Annotated in this window: 18 protein-coding genes; 15 read left to right on the forward strand and 3 right to left on the reverse strand. The window is 40.8% G+C overall.

From position 1 onward, the window contains the following. Nucleotides 1–35: 35 nt before the first annotated feature. The 8 genes from ACJYYY_RS01000 to ACJYYY_RS01035 all read left to right on the forward strand — a co-directional run bounded on the left by ACJYYY_RS01000 (nt 36) and on the right by ACJYYY_RS01035 (nt 7,065). Nucleotides 36–443: a F0F1 ATP synthase subunit epsilon gene (locus tag ACJYYY_RS01000; RefSeq protein WP_035314401.1), complete on the forward strand. Its 408-nt coding sequence runs from the start codon at nt 36–38 to the stop codon at nt 441–443. A 117-nt stretch (nt 444–560) separates the two neighbouring features. Next, the gene (locus ACJYYY_RS01005) at nt 561–788 is read left to right on the forward strand and encodes a DUF1146 family protein (RefSeq protein WP_035314399.1); all 228 of its coding nucleotides are present in this window, start codon (nt 561–563) and stop codon (nt 786–788) included. A 179-nt stretch (nt 789–967) separates the two neighbouring features. After that, entirely contained in the window at nt 968–2,269 is a 1,302-nt protein-coding gene (gene murA, locus ACJYYY_RS01010; RefSeq protein ID WP_035314397.1) for a UDP-N-acetylglucosamine 1-carboxyvinyltransferase, read from the forward strand. 171 nt (nt 2,270–2,440) lie between these two features. Beyond that, a complete protein-coding gene (locus tag ACJYYY_RS01015) occupies nt 2,441–3,448 on the forward strand; it encodes a rod shape-determining protein (RefSeq protein WP_035314396.1) in 1,008 nt (335 codons plus the stop codon). A gap of 17 nt (nt 3,449–3,465) precedes the next feature. Next, on the forward strand, nt 3,466–3,903 hold the full coding sequence (gene fabZ, locus ACJYYY_RS01020) for a 3-hydroxyacyl-ACP dehydratase FabZ (protein WP_035314394.1): 438 nt from the start codon (nt 3,466–3,468) through the stop codon (nt 3,901–3,903). 206 nt (nt 3,904–4,109) lie between these two features. Continuing rightward, nucleotides 4,110–4,832 (forward strand): WecB/TagA/CpsF family glycosyltransferase, encoded by a 723-nt coding sequence (locus ACJYYY_RS01025; RefSeq protein ID WP_232217930.1) that lies wholly within the window; start codon nt 4,110–4,112, stop codon nt 4,830–4,832. Between the two features lie 12 nt (nt 4,833–4,844). Further along, nucleotides 4,845–5,948, forward strand: coding sequence for an o-succinylbenzoate synthase (gene menC, locus ACJYYY_RS01030; RefSeq protein WP_408869000.1), 1,104 nt, complete (start codon nt 4,845–4,847; stop codon nt 5,946–5,948). A 31-nt stretch (nt 5,949–5,979) separates the two neighbouring features. Beyond that, on the forward strand, nt 5,980–7,065 hold the full coding sequence (locus ACJYYY_RS01035) for a glycosyltransferase family 4 protein (protein WP_408869001.1): 1,086 nt from the start codon (nt 5,980–5,982) through the stop codon (nt 7,063–7,065). Between the two features lie 35 nt (nt 7,066–7,100). Here ACJYYY_RS01035 and ACJYYY_RS01040 read toward each other — a convergent pair whose 3' ends face one another. The 3 genes from ACJYYY_RS01040 to ACJYYY_RS01050 all read right to left on the reverse strand — a co-directional run bounded on the left by ACJYYY_RS01040 (nt 7,101) and on the right by ACJYYY_RS01050 (nt 9,434). Then, nucleotides 7,101–8,153: an LCP family protein gene (locus ACJYYY_RS01040; RefSeq protein ID WP_035314391.1), complete on the reverse strand. Its 1,053-nt coding sequence runs from the start codon at nt 8,151–8,153 to the stop codon at nt 7,101–7,103. A gap of 106 nt (nt 8,154–8,259) precedes the next feature. After that, nucleotides 8,260–8,802 (reverse strand): GNAT family N-acetyltransferase, encoded by a 543-nt coding sequence (locus ACJYYY_RS01045; RefSeq protein WP_408869002.1) that lies wholly within the window; start codon nt 8,800–8,802, stop codon nt 8,260–8,262. After that, nucleotides 8,799–9,434: a YigZ family protein gene (locus ACJYYY_RS01050; RefSeq protein ID WP_408869003.1), complete on the reverse strand. Its 636-nt coding sequence runs from the start codon at nt 9,432–9,434 to the stop codon at nt 8,799–8,801. Before ACJYYY_RS01050 ends, ACJYYY_RS01045 begins: the two co-directional genes overlap by 4 nt. A gap of 478 nt (nt 9,435–9,912) precedes the next feature. Between ACJYYY_RS01050 and ACJYYY_RS01055 the strand changes: the two genes are divergently transcribed. The 7 genes from ACJYYY_RS01055 (at nt 9,913) to prfB (ending at nt 18,175) form a co-directional block, all read left to right on the forward strand. Further along, nucleotides 9,913–10,590 (forward strand): response regulator transcription factor, encoded by a 678-nt coding sequence (locus ACJYYY_RS01055; protein WP_035314387.1) that lies wholly within the window; start codon nt 9,913–9,915, stop codon nt 10,588–10,590. Nucleotides 10,591–10,605: 15 nt separating this feature from the next. Continuing rightward, nucleotides 10,606–11,448 carry a DegV family protein gene (locus tag ACJYYY_RS01060; protein ID WP_051456918.1) on the forward strand — a complete coding sequence of 281 codons (843 nt, stop codon included), beginning with the start codon at nt 10,606–10,608 and terminating at the stop codon, nt 11,446–11,448. Between the two features lie 233 nt (nt 11,449–11,681). Next, nucleotides 11,682–12,977, forward strand: coding sequence for a helicase-related protein (locus tag ACJYYY_RS01065; RefSeq protein WP_408869004.1), 1,296 nt, complete (start codon nt 11,682–11,684; stop codon nt 12,975–12,977). A gap of 3 nt (nt 12,978–12,980) precedes the next feature. Beyond that, nucleotides 12,981–13,625, forward strand: coding sequence for a ComF family protein (locus tag ACJYYY_RS01070; protein WP_051456917.1), 645 nt, complete (start codon nt 12,981–12,983; stop codon nt 13,623–13,625). A 106-nt stretch (nt 13,626–13,731) separates the two neighbouring features. Beyond that, entirely contained in the window at nt 13,732–14,271 is a 540-nt protein-coding gene (hpf, locus tag ACJYYY_RS01075; protein ID WP_035314382.1) for a ribosome hibernation-promoting factor, HPF/YfiA family, read from the forward strand. A 201-nt stretch (nt 14,272–14,472) separates the two neighbouring features. After that, nucleotides 14,473–16,974 carry a preprotein translocase subunit SecA gene (secA, locus tag ACJYYY_RS01080; protein ID WP_408869005.1) on the forward strand — a complete coding sequence of 834 codons (2,502 nt, stop codon included), beginning with the start codon at nt 14,473–14,475 and terminating at the stop codon, nt 16,972–16,974. A 96-nt stretch (nt 16,975–17,070) separates the two neighbouring features. After that, a protein-coding gene (gene prfB, locus ACJYYY_RS01085) for a peptide chain release factor 2 (protein ID WP_408869006.1) occupies nt 17,071–18,175 on the forward strand; the annotation gives its coding sequence in 2 pieces (ribosomal slippage) (nt 17,071–17,142 and nt 17,144–18,175; 1,104 coding nt in all). Nucleotides 18,176–18,197 lie beyond the last annotated feature (22 nt).

Consider the following 18,197-nt stretch of genomic DNA (forward strand, 5'->3'; position numbering starts at 1 on the left):
CTTCAACAACAACCTCATTTTAAGGAGGAAATCGTATGTCTACTTTAAAAGTATCGATTGTCACTCCTGACGGTCCAGTTTTTAACGACGAAGCTCAAATGGTTAGCGCCGTTACTAAAAGTGGCGAACTTGGTATTTTACCAGGCCATATCCCGTTAGTTTCACCTGTAGATATTGATATCGTTCGCATCAAGTTGGTGGATGGTACTGAAAAATGGGTGACGGTTAACGGTGGTTTTCTTGAAACCGATGGTAACGAGGTTAACATTTTAGCTGAAACAAGTGAAGCTGACGAGGATATTGAATTGTCACGTGCTGAGCGCGCGAAATCGCGTGCCGAAGAGCGTCTCGTTCAAACACAATCGAATCACCAAGAAATGATTCAAGCACAATTGGCCTTGCGTCGAGCAATCAATCGTATTAACGCTGCCTCGCATCGTTAATCCCTGTGTCTGATGATGTTTTGAAAGTTAGAATAATACTGTAAAATGAAAGTTGGGGGCTAAAACCCCCAACTTTTTTTGTTATGATAGAAGATATAGAGAAGAAGGAGGTGCACGATGGATTTAATTTCGCAAGCTGCTATTATCACGTTAGTGTCTCATCTGCTCTTTATTGCTGTTGCTTTTTTTGCCTTGCAGGCGTTGAATTTTGAAAGTATCCTGAAAAAGAACAAAGTGTTACAGGCGCGTTTGTTATATTTGTTGTTAGCGATAGCTTTAGGTTATGGCGTTAGCGCATTCTTTTTGTCTTATTTACAAGCGTCTCAAAACATGCCGTCTTTTTGACGAAAAGTGAAGAAAATGAAGTGAATGTTGGAATTAAAAGTAGGAACTATGGAAAAAAAAGTGTCATCGTGATAGTATAAAGAAGTTAGAAATAAATTGAAACTTAACTTTAGACTAATAACTATAAAAATAATACAAAAAAGATAATCGATAAGGTTAATTTGCGGAGGGATTTTAAAGTGGAAAAAATTATTGTTAGTGGGGGTAAACAACTCGCGGGTTCCGTGCATATTGAAGGGGCTAAAAATGCAGTATTACCAATTATTGCAGCAACTTTATTAGCGCAAGAATCTAGCGTCGTTTTAACTAACGTACCGAAGTTGTCGGATGTGTATATGATCAATGAGTTGTTACGTTATTTAAAAGCGGACGTTACCTTTGAAGGTGATGTAGTGACAGTTGACGCAACACAAACAATCGGGTCGGAAGCGCCGTTTGAATATGTGAGCCAGATGCGTGCATCAATGGTTGTAATGGGGCCAATGCTTGCTCGTACTGGTCGTGCTCGTGTTGCATTACCAGGCGGTTGTGCAATTGGATCACGCCCGGTTGATTTACACTTAAAAGGTTTCGAAGCAATGGGAGCAACTGTCAAAATTGAAGATGGTTACATGGAAGCCGCAGCTGAAAAACTTGTCGGCGCCAACATCTACTTAGATTTCCCTAGTGTCGGCGCGACACAAAACATTATGATGGCAGCGACGATGGCAGAAGGAACAACGACCCTTGAAAACGTGGCTCGTGAACCTGAAATTGTCGACTTAGCGAATTTCTTAAACCAAATGGGTGCGAAGGTCGTCGGTGCAGGAACTGAAACGATTCGTATCGAAGGTGTTAAAGCACTACATGGTGCGACACATTCAATTATTCCAGATCGGATTGAAGCGGGAACATTTATGGTGGCTGCTGCCATTACAGAAGGTAACATTTTTATAGATAATGCCATGCCGGAACATTCGGTGGCGTTGATTGCGAAATTACGTGAAATGGGTGTGCAAATCATCCCAGAACAAGATGGTATCCGTGTCATTGGGCCAAAGGTATTAAAACCAGTGGACGTTAAAACAATGCCGCATCCCGGCTTCCCAACAGATATGCAATCGCAAATGATGGTTGCACAAATTTGTGCCGAAGGTACGTCAATGATGACAGAAACGGTCTTTGAAAATCGTTTTATGCACGTTGAAGAAATGCGTCGTATGAATGCCGACATGAAAATTGAAGGTCGTACAGTTATTATGAAAGGCCCTAATACCTTACAAGGGGCTGAAGTTTCTGCAACTGATTTACGAGCTGCAGCAGCATTGATTTTAACGGGACTTGTTTCGAAAGGATACACTCGTGTGACACATTTACAATACTTAGATCGTGGTTATACTGATTTCCATTTAAAACTCAAAGGACTTGGAGCAACAATTGAACGTTTTGATGATGCTGAAGTATCTGAAGAAACCGTCGTTGGTCAGCTTCAAACCGTTTAGGTTGTCGTCTGATAGCTGAATAATGTGAGTGGTCACGCGAAAATCTGATGCTGCATTGCGGTGTCAGATTTTTACGTCCGCTCCCATGTTCGGCACAATGTGAAGGACACTTATGTTATAATAATTAGATGTGAAAAGAGAAAACGAGTAGTTATAGGAGGATATTTAAAGATGGCAAAAGATATTGGGATTGACTTGGGAACAGCAAACGTCTTGATTTTTGTGAAAGGTAAGGGCGTTGTTTTAAATGAACCGTCAGTTGTTGCCTTAGATACAGCAACAAATAAGGTGTTAGCTGTTGGTGAAGAAGCTTATCAAATGGTCGGACGTACACCGGGGAGTATTGTAGCGATCCGCCCAATGAAAGATGGTGTGATTGCCGACTTCGACATTACACAAGCGATGTTACAATACTTTATTAATAAATTAAAGGTTAAAAGCATGTTTTCGCGCCCGCGTATTTTAATTTGCTGTCCGACAAACATTACGAGTGTCGAACAAAAAGCGATTCGTCAAGCGGCTGAATCAACCGGCTGTCGTAATGTTTACATTGAAGAAGAACCAAAAGTAGCAGCTGTTGGTGTTGGAATGAATATTTTCGAACCGAGTGGCAACATGGTCATCGATATTGGTGGTGGTACAACGGATGTGGCCGTTCTTTCAATGGGTGGTATCGTTACAAGTGAATCATTAAAAATGGCTGGTAACACATTGGATAACGATATTTTACAACACGTTAAACGTGAACATAATTTATTGATTGGTGAACGTACAGCAGAAGCGATTAAAATTACAATTGGTACTGCGACGCCGATTGAGAAAGAATCAGCAGAACCGGGCGCTCAAACGATGGATATCCGTGGGCGTGATTTGCTGACAGGGTTACCGCGTACGTTAACAATTACAGAAGCTGAAATTCGTGAAGCAATGCGTGAATCAGTCTATTCAATTGTAAGTACAGCCAAACAAGTGCTAGAAAATACACCGCCAGAATTATCAGCTGATATTATCGATCGTGGGATTGTTGTCACCGGTGGTGGTGCACTGTTGAAAGGGTTGGATCGATTATTATCTGATGAATTAAAAGTACCGGTTGCGATTGCCGATTCACCACTAGATGCTGTAGCAATGGGTACAGGAGTGTTGTTAGATCATTTAGTGAAAAGTAAAATAAAATAAACTGGAGGTAGATAACAATGATGACAAGTAATGAAATTAAACAAGCCTTGCCCCATCGTTACCCTTTTTTGTTGGTCGATCGTGTGCTTGAAGTGGAACATGGTAAAAGTGCAACCGCTTATAAAAACGTCTCTCATAACGATCCATTTTTCGAAGGTCATTTCCCGCAGTATCCAGTGATGCCGGGTGTATTGATTTTAGAAGCCTTAGCTCAAACGGCAGGCATCGCGATGACGTCAGTAACAGCGGAACCAACAGAAAAAAACACAATTGGTTTGTTTGCTGGCGTAGATAAATGTCGCTTTAAACGTCAAGTTGTTCCAGGTGATCAATTGCAACTAGCGGCTGAAATCACCCGTCAAAAAGGAACAATCGCGAAGGCTCATGTGATCGCAACTGTGGATGGTACTGTTGCGTGTGAAGCGGATATTATGTTTGCGATGGTTGAAATCTAACGACGTTTATCTTCAGTCTCAAAGCAAAGAAACTATCTTTTCTTTGTCTACAATTAGGGTAGTTACGATGCGTATCGTGACTGCCTTTTTTTGTGACTTTAAAAATAAGTAGTGAAGTATCAGCCCTATTACAGGGTAATTGTTTATCAGATAATGATAATTATGATAAACTAAAGGTGAATATAAGAGAACGGTGGTTGAAAAAAGTGGGACGAACAGTAACTGTATTGGGTATTCCGTTTTATCGAACAACAAAAGTTGAAATGGTGGCAACTTTGACAGAGCGCGTAAGGCAACAACAGCGCACCTTTGTAGTGACTGCTAATCCTGAAATCGTGATGAAAGCTCGTGGAAATCAACAATTAAATGAAGCGATTATGCAGGCTGATTATGTCACCGCGGATGGTATCGGCATTGTAAAGGCGACCCAGCATTTGGCGGATCCACTCCCCGAACGTGTCACTGGATTTGAGTTGTTCAGCGACTTGTTAACTGCGGGAAACAAACAGTCGTGGTCGCTTTATTTAGTAGGTTCCTCAGATGAGGTTATCAATAAGACAGTGCAAGTTATTGCTGACCAATACCCCAACTTGCAATTAAAAGGTTACCATAGTGGTTTTTTTGATACGGAGATGGAACGAACAGCTATTCAAACCGACGTGATTGCCAGTCAGGCAGACCTCGTGTTTGTTGCGATGGGAAGTCCTTATCAAGAAGTGTTTATTACGGAGATGTTATCACAGCTTCAAAAAGGTCTTTTGATAGGTATTGGTGGTAGTTTTGATGTGTTCAGTGGAACCGTGAAACGAGCGCCGCTCATCTGGCAAAAGTTTAATTTAGAGTGGGCTTATCGTGTGCTGACACAACCGTCACGCATTTGGCGAATGAAAGATTTGATTCGTTTTTATATAGCGACAATTAAACGGTGATGGGGGTGTACTATGAAGTTAAAAGAGCTTGAGGTGTATCGAATGTCAATGCCGCTAGTGGAGTCCTTTAGCAACTCGCAGATGACGGTGAAAACGCGCGTGTTTGATTTAGTGAAACTAACAACGTCGACAGGTATGAGTGGTTGGGGTGAAACGGTTGCGTTTGAGACGCCTTGGTATACAACAGAAACACTTGAATCATGTCGTTATAGTATCGAGCATTATCTATGGCCATTGATTCGGGGGAAGGATGTTGCGAGTCCGAAAGAGTTGGTTCAGTTGTTTAGTCGAGTCAAAGGCCACCAGATGGCGCAGGCTGCGATTGAAACGGCTTTTTGGGGTATTTATTCACAGGATAAAAAAGTGCCTTTAAATCGCATGATAGGGTCGGTTAATGACGAGGTAGCTGTGGGCGTTAGTTTAGGGCTTGATACCGCTGAAAATCTTCTGCGAAAAGTGGCTGAAGTAGTAGATAAAGGCTATACCCGTGTTAAAATTAAAATTAAGCCAGGACAAGATATTGAAACAATTCGTCTAATTCGAGAAAAATTTCCTGATTTAAAATTAATGGTTGATGCTAATGGTGCGTATAGTATGGCAGATGCTGAGCTACTCGCGCGTTTGGATGACTATCATTTAGAGATGATTGAACAACCGTTGGGTGATGATGATTTTATCAATCATGCCACACTTCAAAAACAGTTACAAACAAAGATTTGTTTGGACGAAAATATTCATAGTCTTGAAGATGTTAAAGTTGCGTTTGCACTCGGAAGTGCCCGTGCAATTAATCTGAAATGGGGCCGTGTCGGTGGAATAACAAAAGCGCTTGAAATAATCGCCTATTGCCAGGCTCATAATCTGGAAGTATGGTGTGGTGGCATGTTTGAATCCGGTGTTGGCCGCGCATATAATTTAGCACTTGCGTCTTTATCGGGGATGGAATTCCCTGGTGATATTTCGGAGTCAAGTCGTTATTGGCGTGAAGACATTGTTAAACAACCGCAGAAACTCCATCAAGGGAAATTGACGGTGAGTGAAGGTGTTGGTGCGGGATTTGAGATAGATAGTCAAGCGGTTCAAAAATATTGTTTAAAAAAAGAACGGTTCATCTAAAGTAGAGTAGGTGGCTTGAGGAGGAAACAAAGTGGTAACAATTACGTTGGTTGTCGTATTTTTAGCGTCTGTTATTTTGACACCGCTTGTTCGTAAATTCGCTTTTGCAATTGGAGCGGTCGACAATCCGAATAAACGGCGTGTGAATAAAAAACCAATGCCAACCTTGGGTGGGCTTGCAATTATACTGAGTTTTTTAATTGGATTTGTGATGTTGCCAATTGATTTGAGTTCGTTTTGGCCGATATTGGTCGGTGGTTTAATCGTCACCTTAGTGGGTGTGTTTGATGACCGCTTTGAATTGACAGCAGGAATGAAATTGTTTGGTCAGTTTTTAGCGTCGTCAGTGGTCGTGTTTGGAGGTAATTTGATGATTAACTACATAACATTGCCGTTAATTGGTCAAATTAATTTTGGGTGGTTTGCCGGTCCGTTTACGATTATTTGGATCATTGCAATCATGAATGCGATTAACCTTGTTGATGGTTTAGATGGTTTAGCGGGTGGCATTTCGTCGATTGTATTAATATCGATTGCTGCTATGGCTTATGTGTTAAATGATTTTATTGTGTTTCCAATTTCAATGGTATTGGTGGCAGCGATTCTTGGCTTTTTGATTTATAATTTTCATCCGGCCTCGATATTCATGGGAGACACCGGTGCCTTGTTTCTAGGATATATGATTGGTGTTCTATCGGTGATGGGATTTAAAAATGTCACGTTTATTTCTTTAATCATACCGATAATGATTTTAGGAGTGCCATTTTCGGATACTTTTTTTGCAATTATTCGCCGTGTATCGCAAAAAAAATCAATCTCTGAAGCGGATCATTCCCATCTACATCATCGGCTGTTAGCACTTGGTTTTACACATCGACAAACAGTTATTTTAATCTATGCATTAAGTGCGATGTTTGCCTTAGGTGGCTTTATCTTCTTCATATCTTCTTTTGTGGGCTCAATCTTCTTATTGATATTATTGTTGTTGTCGTTGGAAATTTTAGTTGAATTTATCGGTTGGATTAGTCCGGAATATCGTCCGATTATTCGCTTCTTCCAACAAAGGATGGCTAAAATAACGGCCTATCGTAAACAGAGACGTGGGCGGAATAAATAAAAAGAAACCTCCAAAAAAGGAGGTTTCTTTTTTATTTATTCCGCGCTAATGGCAGTTGCATCGTCAGCAACCGTATCGTCAGTCGTTGCTGCAGCAAATGGCGGTGTGAAATCTAACTCTTTTGCTAATTCATTTGCTGTTACGTGGAGAGCTTCTTCATCTAATGTGTAATAATAGGTACCGTCAATCGTTGAATCGCTACCGGCTAACGTTTTTGTTTTAACGTTAACGCCCTTTGTTAATGCGTATTGAGCGAGTGAAGTAATATCATCTTTTGAAAGGTCTGTTTTCATGTTATCCCCAATTGTTTCGATTAATTTAGGATAAGTGGTAATAGATGTTGTTTTCACAGCTTTTTGGATGATTGCTTCAATCACAAGTTGTTGCCGTTTGCCACGTTCGATATCGTTATCAATGTGGCGTGTGCGGGCAAGTGCTAGGGCTTCTTCGCCGTTGAGTGTTTGCTGTCCTTTTTTGAGTGTAATCGCGCCAGCTTTGTCTTTGGAGTCTTGTTCAGTGAAAGTGACAGGGACATTAATATCAATGCCACCTAGGTTATCAACGATGTCTAAGAAAGAGTCGAAGTTGAAACGTATGTAGTGATCGACCGGTAACTGTAAGGTATTTTCGACCGTTTGGACACTTAGTTCCGGCCCGCCGTATGCATGGGCGTGTGTAATTTTGGTCCATTGTTCAGAACTGTTGTCAGTACCGGGTACAAGAACGTATGAATCACGTGGGATGCTTAACAAAGTAAGGTCATGTGTTTTGACATTTAAGGTGCCGTAGATTAAGGCGTCTGATCGTGAATTTCCTTCGAACTTACGAACATCGCTATCATCAACTCCGATGATTAAGAAGGACATGTTATCTTTTGTTGGATCAATCTTTTGAGTTCGTAAACTAGAGCCTTTTCCATCACGGATTGAAGAGAAGGCTTTATCTAGGGCGTTTTCACCTTTTGAATATAGGTATGTAGCGTAAACAGAAACGACTAAAATAATTGCCATAATCGGTAGCATGATTGAAAAAAGAATGATTTTTCGACGTTTATGTTTGCTTTTTTTGGGTTGTCTCGATTGGGACATGATAAAACTCCTTTGTATACGTTCGTTATTTTTACAATCCAGTGTCTAAAGATACATCATTGTTTCATTATACATAAAAGCCTTGTTTAAATATAGAATAATTGGATTAAAATTTGGTAAGAAAATTCTTTTTTTCCAAAATGTAGTAGTAGAGGTCGACTGTTTCCTCTCGTTCGACGCAGTACTCTTTTGTAGAGAATACGCGATTTGCCTGCAGTGATTCAAGTAGTTTGAGTGAGGCGTAATTAGCGGTATCCACCTTTGCGTAAATGTCGGCATCGGTTTGATTCCATATATTGTATAGAAATGCTGTTAACGCCTCAGACATATAGCCTTGTCGTTTGTAGCGAGGTAATAATTCAAACCCGATTTCAATCCCTTTGGCGGTACAGTCGTTAATGCCGACTGTACCAATCAATGTATAATCTGTCAAAGTTCGTAATGAAAACCGTTGAAAGTAGGGATCTGCTGCAATTGCTTCGACAACCGCAGCGACCATTGTCGGTGCAGTGAGCTTTGGACTATGTAAATAACGCGTTGTTTCTAGGTTGGACCAAAGTGTGTAAAGTTCGTCATTATCCGCGGGAATTAGCGGCGCTAATAATAAGCGCTCGGTTATTATTGAAGTAGATAAAAGTGGTATTATCATGATAGAGACCGTTCGAGATAGCGGTTTTCTCCCATGACAATCTGAGCAGAACCGTTAGTGATATCGGTTAACCATGCTGATGTGTTTGGAAGTTCGCTTTGTTTAACAAAGATAGTGAAGGTCACGAATTCATTGTAATTGACATTTTCGATGGCAAGTTCCTTTTTCGAAAGTGCATGCTCGACAATTGGTTGTAAAGGATAGGTGACAGTACATGAAAGCAATGTCATCAATTGACATTCAACTAAGCCAATCGCTATCAGTGCGTCACTGACACTGTGACTATATGCCCGGACTAAGCCGCCTGCGCCTAACTTTATCCCGCCAAAATAGCGCGTGACGACAACGGCGACATTTTTTAAATGACGTTTTTTCAAAACGTCTAACATGGGTACGCCGGCAGTTCCGCTCGGTTCGCCGTCGTCATTTGCTTTTTGATATTGGTCGTGCTCTCCAATTAGGTAGGCTGAACAATTATGATTTGCTTGCGAATGTGCTTTTTTTATCGCTTGGATGAATCGTTTTGCTTCTTGTTCTGTCTCGACTCGTTGGATATGTGTAATGAAGCGTGACTTTTGTATCGTTGTTTCGTAGTGAGCATTTTTTTTTATTGTGATGTACTGTTCTAACATGAGAAACCTCCTTCATTTGAATTGACTTTGGATGTGTCGATGAGGCGTTAGTATTTTCTATAGTATAGTTGTTATTTTGGAACAGTACAAATGATTTATGATGTGTAAATAGTCATAAAAGTGTCTAAAAGATGAAAAGGTAAAAAAAGAATGGCATGTATTTTTATAAAATAAAATGTATAACATATTGATTGGGTAGGATGTTTTGTTGCTAATTTATTGGCTTTAGGAACAATGTTAATGTTAAATATGGGTTTGAAGTATTGTATTTTTATTCACATGTAAGGAAAAATAACCAGTAACAAGACGTTTTTGTAGTTAAATAACTGATTAAAATGTTTATCTTCTGTGTATTATAGGTTATATTTACTTATATAGATTATTGCAGAAACTCGCTTTATGGGCTAAAAGAATTAGTGGTGGCCGTTGAGAATGAGCGACAAATTGTAAATTAAATGAACGTGGGGATGGAACAAAAATGACGACAATAATGATAGTGGATGATCATCAATTATACAGAGAAGGTTTGCGACATATTTTAAATGAAGATGTAAGTTTGAAAGTAACTCACGTTACAACCGTTTCTGCCTCGGTAATTGAAGAGTTGAAAAAGTATGAGCCACAAGTTGTATTTGTAGATGGGAACTCACAAAATAAAGAAATGCTAGAAGAGATGCTAGTGTATTTAAGTGGACGTCAGCAAATCCAAGTCGCTTTGTTGTCAGATTTTACGAGTAATCACGAACTCGCTAAGGCAATTAAGCGCAACGTAGTCGGTTTTTTATTAAAAGATATGGACAGTGCGGAATTTATTACAGCTGTTAAAAATTTGAGTGTTGGCAATGCTTATATTCATCCGCAAATCAGTAAACGATTGCTCGGATTGCTAGCGCATGGTGAGAACGATAAGTTGAGTTTGGGTCGGATAGCGGGTACGGATATACAATATCCGTTGCATCTCTTGACACAGCGTGAGTGTGAAGTGTTACAATTGTTGGCGGCAGGAAAAAACAATCGTGATATTGGTGTGGATTTATATATTAGTGAGAAGACGGTTAAAAACCATGTCAGCAGCATCTTGAAAAAATTAGAAGTTGCTGATCGGACACAAGCTGTCTTAAAAGGAATCCGTAACAATTGGGTCGCGATTAGTTAAAAGGGGATGACAAAGATGAAAATTGCACTTGTTTCTGATACAACCGCAGCGCTTGATGCGGCGACGATTGAAAAATATCAGATTCACACGGTACCACTGATGATTAATGTGGGCGGTAAGTCATATCGAGAACAACAGGACTTAACAAATAAAGACTTTTACAGATTGATGAAAGAAGCAGCAGAAATTCCGACAAGTTCGCAGCCGGCTCCAGGTGTATGGTTGGAATTATACAAAGAATTAGCTCAAGATTATGATGCGATTCTTGTGTTAACCTTATCATCAGAAATAAGCGGAACGTATCAAACTGCAGTAGCAATGGCGGCAGAACTACCCGAAGTTAAGATTGAAGTTGTTGATTCATGTTACAGCAGTACACCACAAGCTTATTTAGTTGAAGAAGCGGGACGGATGATTGCTGCAGGTGCAGAATTGCCAGCTGTTTTAGCGAAAATAGACCGAATGATTGAAGCGATGGATGCTTATATTGTGGCTGATGATTTACATCATTTAGCAAAAGGCGGTCGTACGTCAGGTGCGTCAGCTTTAGTTGGCAGTATGTTGAAAATCAAACCAGTGATTCGATTTACGAATAAAACACTCAATATTTTTGATAAAATTAGAACACAGAAAAAAGCGCTGAAGCGGATTGAATTGATTTTAGCTGATGTGTATGCAAAAACACCGAAATTACATGTTTCAGTCTTACATGCGGATGCGCCGGAAAAAGCACAAGAAGTGTATGAAGAAATGGTTGCAAAATATCCGGAAGCTAATTGGGATGTGCGCGAATTCAGTCCAGTCTTAGGTACACATTTAGGTCCGGGAGCGATAGCGCTTGTTTGGACGATACAATAACATCATGCCATTATAACGTTACTATATTAATCGTATTTTCTAGACATCTTATTTATACCTCAAAAGTGTTATCATCTCGTAGCCAAAGTCACATGACCACTTTTTACGGAAAAAGCAGTTTGATTCGACTTTTTCTACAGCCTGGAGCTATCTCATACATGAGATAGCTCCTTTTTTGGTGAGGGAAAAGCGGCGGTGACCGTGAATAAGTAACTTATGAAGGGGGTGCGATGATGCAAAGAGGGGTATTGCATTTAAAGGCGTTTGATGCACGAGTCCCAAAAGGATGGACATCGTTTCCAGTAATCGAAAAAAAGGGAGGTGTTCTTCGGTGTTGGCGGTGTTCGTGTATGAAGCGGTCAGCGATTGTTTATGTGAAGCAAGCGCGCCAACAACCGTATTACTATTGTCGTGAATGTGTAATGATTGGTAGTGCACGATCAACGCAAAAATTCATCTGGCGTTCGTTACCTAAGTTAAAAGTAGCGATGGTTCCGTTACGCGAGGTGAGTATATTAACGGAAAAGCAACGACAAATCAGTTCTGAAGTCGTTGAAACACTGAGGTTGAAGCAATCATTTCATTATGTTTGGGCAGTGACTGGGGCGGGAAAAACGGCAATGCTATTTGCTGCGATGCAACAAGTAATTGCGCAAGGGCAGTATGTTGCCTTCGTTTCACCTCGTCGCGAAGCCTGCAAGGCAGTTTCGGAACAGGTGACGCAAGTTTTTACGACAGTGCCACACGTCGTGTTGCATCAAAAAAGCGGAGCGGTCTATCAGGGAGAACAGTTAGTGATTGGAACAGTGCAACAGCTGCTTCGTTTTCATCGTAGTTTTAAATTACTTATTGTTGATGAAGCGGATGCGTTTCCATACAGTAGGAATGAGTCGCTTCACTATGGCGTCAAACAAGCGTTAACGAGTGATGGTCTGTTGGTCTATTTAAGTGCTACACCATCTGCTAAACGACAAAAACAGCTGAGGCGGGGGTGTTACCGTTCTTCCGAGTTACATCGGCGCTATCATGGCAAAGACATGCTTGTTCCCAGAGAAGTATTGGTGCTCAATTGGTATGAGAAAATAGCGACCGGGCGCTTGCCACAAAAGGTAAGTCGTTGGTTAACAAGGGTCGTTTCTGAGCGGCAGACGCTAATATTTGTGCCAGAAATAAAGCAGGTTGATTTAGTCGTTTCCGCGGTTCAAGCGCAACTGTCAGTTCGTGTGGCGGGGGTGTCTGCCAAAAATGGACAACGAGAACAGCATATTTCGGCATTTAAAGAAGGGGAGATAACGGTGCTCGTAACCACACTTGTTTTAGAACGCGGCGTGAACTTTCCTAATGTTAACGTTGCAATCATTGGCGCGGAACACCGTCAATTTAATCGAGCGACCTTACTGCAAATTAGTGGACGTGTGGGGCGTAATCCGTTATATCAAGAGGGTGAAATTGTGTTCTTTCATGGTGGGATGACCAAGGCGTTGCGTCAAGCGCTTGCTACGGTTAAACACTTGAATCGGGAGGTGTAATAGATGCTTTGTATTCTTTGTGACGCGCCATTGTTAACTGCAACCTGGTGTCTGTTTTCGCGAACAACACAGCCATGTCGTGACTGCTTAGGTCAGTTTGAGCGCGTGGATCAAACTGATGTCATGCAAATGCAGCAGGCACAGCGAGAATTGCAGCTTCGTCATGGTCGTCTGTTATTAATTCAGCCACTGTTTAAGTATAATCAAGCAGCTGCCGACTTTATGTTGCGTTATAAGTACAGCGGTGATTGGTTACTATCATTCTGTTTTAGTCATGAATTAAGGACATTGTTGCGTCAACCGAAAGCAATTACAATTGTGCCAATCCCATTGTCGGATTATCGGCAGAGGGGATTTGCGCAAGTTGAAGCTTTATTAAACGCAGCAAGGATCCAATATGCACCGGTATTACGGACAGATAACCAGCATCGTCAAGCTAGTAAAACACGATTGGAACGGCTGTTATCACCACCTGCTTTTACGATACAAGAGCCGGATGATTTGGGGAAAGTTGTATTGTTTGATGATGTCAGTACAACCGGAGCGACATTGTATGCCGCCTGCCGTTGCCTTGAAGAAGTAGGTGTTGAAGTCTGTGGAGCCTACGTGTTATTTGCAGTGCAAGAAAAAGGGGTTGAATACGTGTAAATATTTGCATAACTCAGCAAAAAAAGGTACTATTAAAGCAAGGATAAGTATAGCTAATCAATAGTTATATTTACTTATCTGGCTTGCATTTGAAGGAGGAGTTATTATGTTAAATTATAATATCCGTGCTGAGAATTTTGAAGTGACAGAGGCTATCCGTGCTTATGTTGAAAAGAAAATTTCCAAGTTAGAACGTTTCTTTGAAGACGCGCCAGACGCGAATGTTAATGTGAAGATGAAAACGTACACTGATAAAACAGCTAAAGTAGAAGTGACCATTCCTTTACCACGACTCGTGTTACGAGCAGAAGAAAAAAGTGAAGAGTTATATGGTAGTATTGACCTCGTATCCGACAAATTGGAACGACAATTACGTAAACATAAAACGAAAATTAATCGCCGCCCTCGCAGTAAAGGTGCTGACGCAATAAAAGTAGAAGTAACGAAAGTTGAAGAGAGTGAAAAAGAGTTTGAAATTGTACGAAACAAGCAATTTCAATTGAAGCCGATGAATAGTGAAGAAGCAGTTTTACAGATGAATATGCTTGGTCATGACTTTTTCATTTATAATGATGCTGATTCAGAAACAACCAATATTGTCTATAAACGAAGAGATGGAAAATTCGGGTTGATTGAAACCGAATAACAGACTTTCTTAGCCATAAACCATTCATACCAACTGAGATCTTTCGTTGCGTTGCTGCAATTGGAAGGTCTTTTTTGATACCGATTACTTCTAATCGTAAAATATTTGTGTAGTCGTGAGAGTAAGTGTTATTATGAGTAGTAGATATAGGACGCATTGTTTCCGAGAGTGTGGCACATTAAATGATAGAGGAGAGACATAATGGCTGGATTATTAAAAAAGTTATTTGAATCAGGTAAAAAAGATGAAAAGTATTTAGAAAAGAAAGTAGCATTAGTAGAAGCACGTGCAGATGAGATGGCAGTATTAACTGATGAGCAATTGAAACAGAAAACAATTGAATTCAAAGAGCGTGTACAACAAGGTGAAACACTCGATCAGTTATTACCCGAAGCATTTGCTGTTGCTCGTGAAGGGGCGAAACGTGTGTTGGGGATGTATCCGTTTCCTGTTCAAATCATGGGTGGGATAGTGTTGCACGAAGGTAACGTCGCTGAAATGAAAACAGGTGAGGGGAAAACCTTAACGTCGACCTTACCTGTTTATTTAAACGCGCTCTCAGGTAAAGGTGTACATGTTGTCACAGTCAATGAGTACTTAGTGCAACGTGATGCGCTTGAAATGGGACAGTTATATGAATTTTTAGGTCTAACCGTCGGTATTAATATTAATGCCTTATCAACTGACGAGAAACGTGAAAAGTATGCCTGTGACATTACGTATTCAACCAATAATGAATTAGGATTTGATTACTTACGCGATAATATGGTCGTTTATAAAGAGCAGATGGTTCAACGTCCGTTGTCTTTTGCGGTCATTGATGAGGTCGATTCAATCTTAATCGATGAGGCCCGTACGCCATTAATTATTTCAGGTGAAGCCGAGAAATCAACGTTAGGTTATAATCGTGCCTCTACCTTTGTTAAAACACTAACAGAAGACAGCTATATTTATGACTTGAAAACGAAGGCAGTGTCACTAAATGAAGATGGAATGGATAAGGCGGAGAAGTTTTTCCAAGTCGATAACATCTTTGATTTAGCAAATGCATCAATCTTACATTACATTGCACAGGCGTTAAAAGCTGAAGTGACAATGCATAAAGACGTCGATTACGTTGTTCAAGACGATGAAGTATTAATCGTCGATCAATTTACCGGTCGTATTATGGAAGGACGCCGTTTTTCTGATGGTTTGCACCAATCAATTGAAGCTAAAGAAGGCGTTGCAATTAAGAGTGAATCAAAAACAATGGCGACGATTACCTTCCAAAACTATTTCCGAATGTACGAAAAATTATCGGGTATGACTGGGACGGCAAAAACGGAAGAAGAAGAATTAACGGACATTTACAATATGCGAGTGATTCAAATTCCAACGAATAAACCGATTCAACGTGAAGATCATGCCGATTTAATTTACGGTTCGATTGCAGCAAAATTTGAAGCGGTCGCAGAAGACATTGCGGCTCGTCATTTAAAAGGACAACCAGTCTTAGTCGGAACAGTTGCGATTGAAACATCGGAATTGATTTCAGAAAAATTAACACGTAAGGGCATTCCACATAACGTTTTAAACGCGAAGCAACATGAGCGAGAAGCGGATATCATTACGAATGCGGGTCTCAAAGGAGCGGTTACAATCGCAACGAATATGGCCGGTCGTGGGACCGATATTAAGTTGGGCGAAGGTGTGATCGAAGCAGGTGGTTTAGCTGTTATCGGTACTGAACGTCATGAATCGCGCCGAATTGATAATCAGTTACGTGGGCGTGCGGGTCGACAAGGTGATCCAGGTGCGACGCAATTTTATCTTTCAATGGAAGATGAATTGATGAAGCGTTTTTCATCTGACAATGTGAAGCGGATGATGGATCGCTTTATGGGCGAAAATGAGGCGATTCAAAGTAAAATGCTGAGTCGTGCGGTTGAATCGGCGCAAACACGGGTCGAAGGAAATAACTTTGATTCACGGAAGCAAGTATTGCAATACGATGACGTGTTACGTCAACAACGTGAAGTCATCTATGGTCAACGCTATGAAGTCATCACGACAGAAGAAAGTCTCGATGAAATCATCTTAGGGATGATTGAACGTGTCATATCAAATCTTGTTGCAGATAATACAGCCGGACTTGAACGTGAGGAATACAAGTTGAAAAACATCGTTGAGTATGTCGATGCAAACTTATTGAGTGAGACTAAAATCAACCAAGCGGACTTAGAAAATAAGGATGCGGAACAATTAGAAACGTATATTTGGGAGATTGTCCAAGCAGAATACGAAACAAAACGAAACTTATTAGATGCTGAGCAATGGTTAGAGTTTGAGAAAGTCGTGATGTTACGTGTGGTTGATACAAAATGGACCGATCATATTGATGCGATGGATCATTTGCGTGAAGGTATCAACCTGCGTGCGTATGGTCAAATCAACCCACTACAAGAATATCAGGCCGAAGGTTATCGAATGTTTAATGCGATGGTTGAAAGTGTTGATGACGACGTCACACGCTATGTGATGAAGGCAGAAATCCGTCAAAACCTTGAGCGTGAACAAGTGGCTAAAGGCAATGCAGTATCAGGTGAGCAAACTGAAAAAGTGGCTAAAAAAATGCCAACGCAAAAGGATCAACATATCGGTCGTAACGATAGTTGCCCTTGTGGAAGCGGAAAAAAATATAAAAACTGTCACGGACGTTAATAACTAACGCTATATAAAAGGAACGTGCTAGGGACACTTGTGTACCAGGCACGTCCTTTTGGCGTCAGATGCACCAATATAAAAGGAGCGAATAAAATGGAATTAGCAGAAATTAGAAACGCGTTACAAAAAACACGCGAACAGGTCACAGAGTTTAGGGGGTCACTTTGACTTAGAAGAACTCGAAGCCCGTATTCAAGAAATCGATGAAATCATGTCAGAGCCTGGTTTTTGGGATAACCAAGAACAAGCACAGGTGAAAATTAATGAATCGAACAGTCTAAAGGCACAGTTCGATGTCTTTCATACGATTGATGCTCAACAAGAAGAATTAGAAATGATGTATGAAATGTTAAAAGAAGAGCCTGATGAAGAGCTACAAGCAGATACCGAAATTGAATTAAAAAAATATCAAAAAGTGATTGCGGATTATGAATTGAGTCAATTGCTTGATGGCACGTATGACCGTAACAATGTCTTGCTCGAATTGCATCCTGGTGCGGGTGGCACTGAGTCACAAGACTGGTGTGATATGTTACTAAGAATGTATACGCGTTGGGCTGAAAAACACCGTTTTTCAGTCGAAACATTGGATTATCAAGCGGGTGAAGAAGCCGGTGTTAAAAGTGTAACACTGTTAATTAAAGGTGAAAATGCTTACGGTTATATGAAGTCAGAAAAAGGCATTCATCGTCTTGTTCGGATTTCACCGTTTGATTCAGCCGGTCGCCGTCACACCTCTTTTGTTTCGTGTGATATTATGCCCGAGCTCACCGATGAAGCTGCCATTGAGATTCGACCAGAAGATTTACGGGTCGATACGTATCGTGCATCTGGTGCAGGTGGACAACACATTAACAAAACGGATTCTGCCGTACGTTTGACGCATATTCCAACGGGGTTAGTAGCCGCGTCGCAGTCAGAACGCTCACAAATTAAAAACCGGGAACATGCGATGAGTATGTTAAAAGCACGGATTGCTCAAAAACAAGAAGAAGAAAAAGCACAACAATTAGCTGAAATTCGTGGCGAGCAGAAGGAAATTGGTTGGGGGAGTCAAATTCGTTCGTATGTCTTTCATCCTTATTCGATGGTCAAAGATCATCGCACCAATGCGGAGACCGGTAACGTACAAGCTGTAATGGATGGCGACTTAGATCTGTTTATTGATGCATATTTACGATTGGGATTTGCAAACTAAGAGAGTGTAGGGGGATTGAAAA

Origin of the sequence: Brochothrix campestris (assembly GCF_046058945.1) — a bacterium.
Taxonomy (GTDB): Bacteria; Bacillota; Bacilli; order Lactobacillales; family Listeriaceae; genus Brochothrix; species Brochothrix campestris.

Coding starts and splice junctions, on each gene's coding strand:
- menC (WP_408869000.1), top strand. CDS start 4,845: ATGAAGTTAAAAGAGCTTGAGGTGTATCGAATGTCAATGCCGCTAGTG.
- ACJYYY_RS01015 (WP_035314396.1), top strand. CDS start 2,441: ATGGCAAAAGATATTGGGATTGACTTGGGAACAGCAAACGTCTTGATT.
- hpf (WP_035314382.1), top strand. CDS start 13,732: ATGTTAAATTATAATATCCGTGCTGAGAATTTTGAAGTGACAGAGGCT.
- ACJYYY_RS01050 (WP_408869003.1), bottom strand. CDS start 9,434: ATGTTAGAACAGTACATCACAATAAAAAAAAATGCTCACTACGAAACA.
- secA (WP_408869005.1), top strand. CDS start 14,473: ATGGCTGGATTATTAAAAAAGTTATTTGAATCAGGTAAAAAAGATGAA.
- ACJYYY_RS01055 (WP_035314387.1), top strand. CDS start 9,913: ATGACGACAATAATGATAGTGGATGATCATCAATTATACAGAGAAGGT.
- fabZ (WP_035314394.1), top strand. CDS start 3,466: ATGATGACAAGTAATGAAATTAAACAAGCCTTGCCCCATCGTTACCCT.
- ACJYYY_RS01005 (WP_035314399.1), top strand. CDS start 561: ATGGATTTAATTTCGCAAGCTGCTATTATCACGTTAGTGTCTCATCTG.
- ACJYYY_RS01040 (WP_035314391.1), bottom strand. CDS start 8,153: ATGTCCCAATCGAGACAACCCAAAAAAAGCAAACATAAACGTCGAAAA.
- ACJYYY_RS01060 (WP_051456918.1), top strand. CDS start 10,606: ATGAAAATTGCACTTGTTTCTGATACAACCGCAGCGCTTGATGCGGCG.
- ACJYYY_RS01045 (WP_408869002.1), bottom strand. CDS start 8,802: ATGATAATACCACTTTTATCTACTTCAATAATAACCGAGCGCTTATTA.
- ACJYYY_RS01065 (WP_408869004.1), top strand. CDS start 11,682: ATGCAAAGAGGGGTATTGCATTTAAAGGCGTTTGATGCACGAGTCCCA.
- ACJYYY_RS01000 (WP_035314401.1), top strand. CDS start 36: ATGTCTACTTTAAAAGTATCGATTGTCACTCCTGACGGTCCAGTTTTT.
- ACJYYY_RS01070 (WP_051456917.1), top strand. CDS start 12,981: ATGCTTTGTATTCTTTGTGACGCGCCATTGTTAACTGCAACCTGGTGT.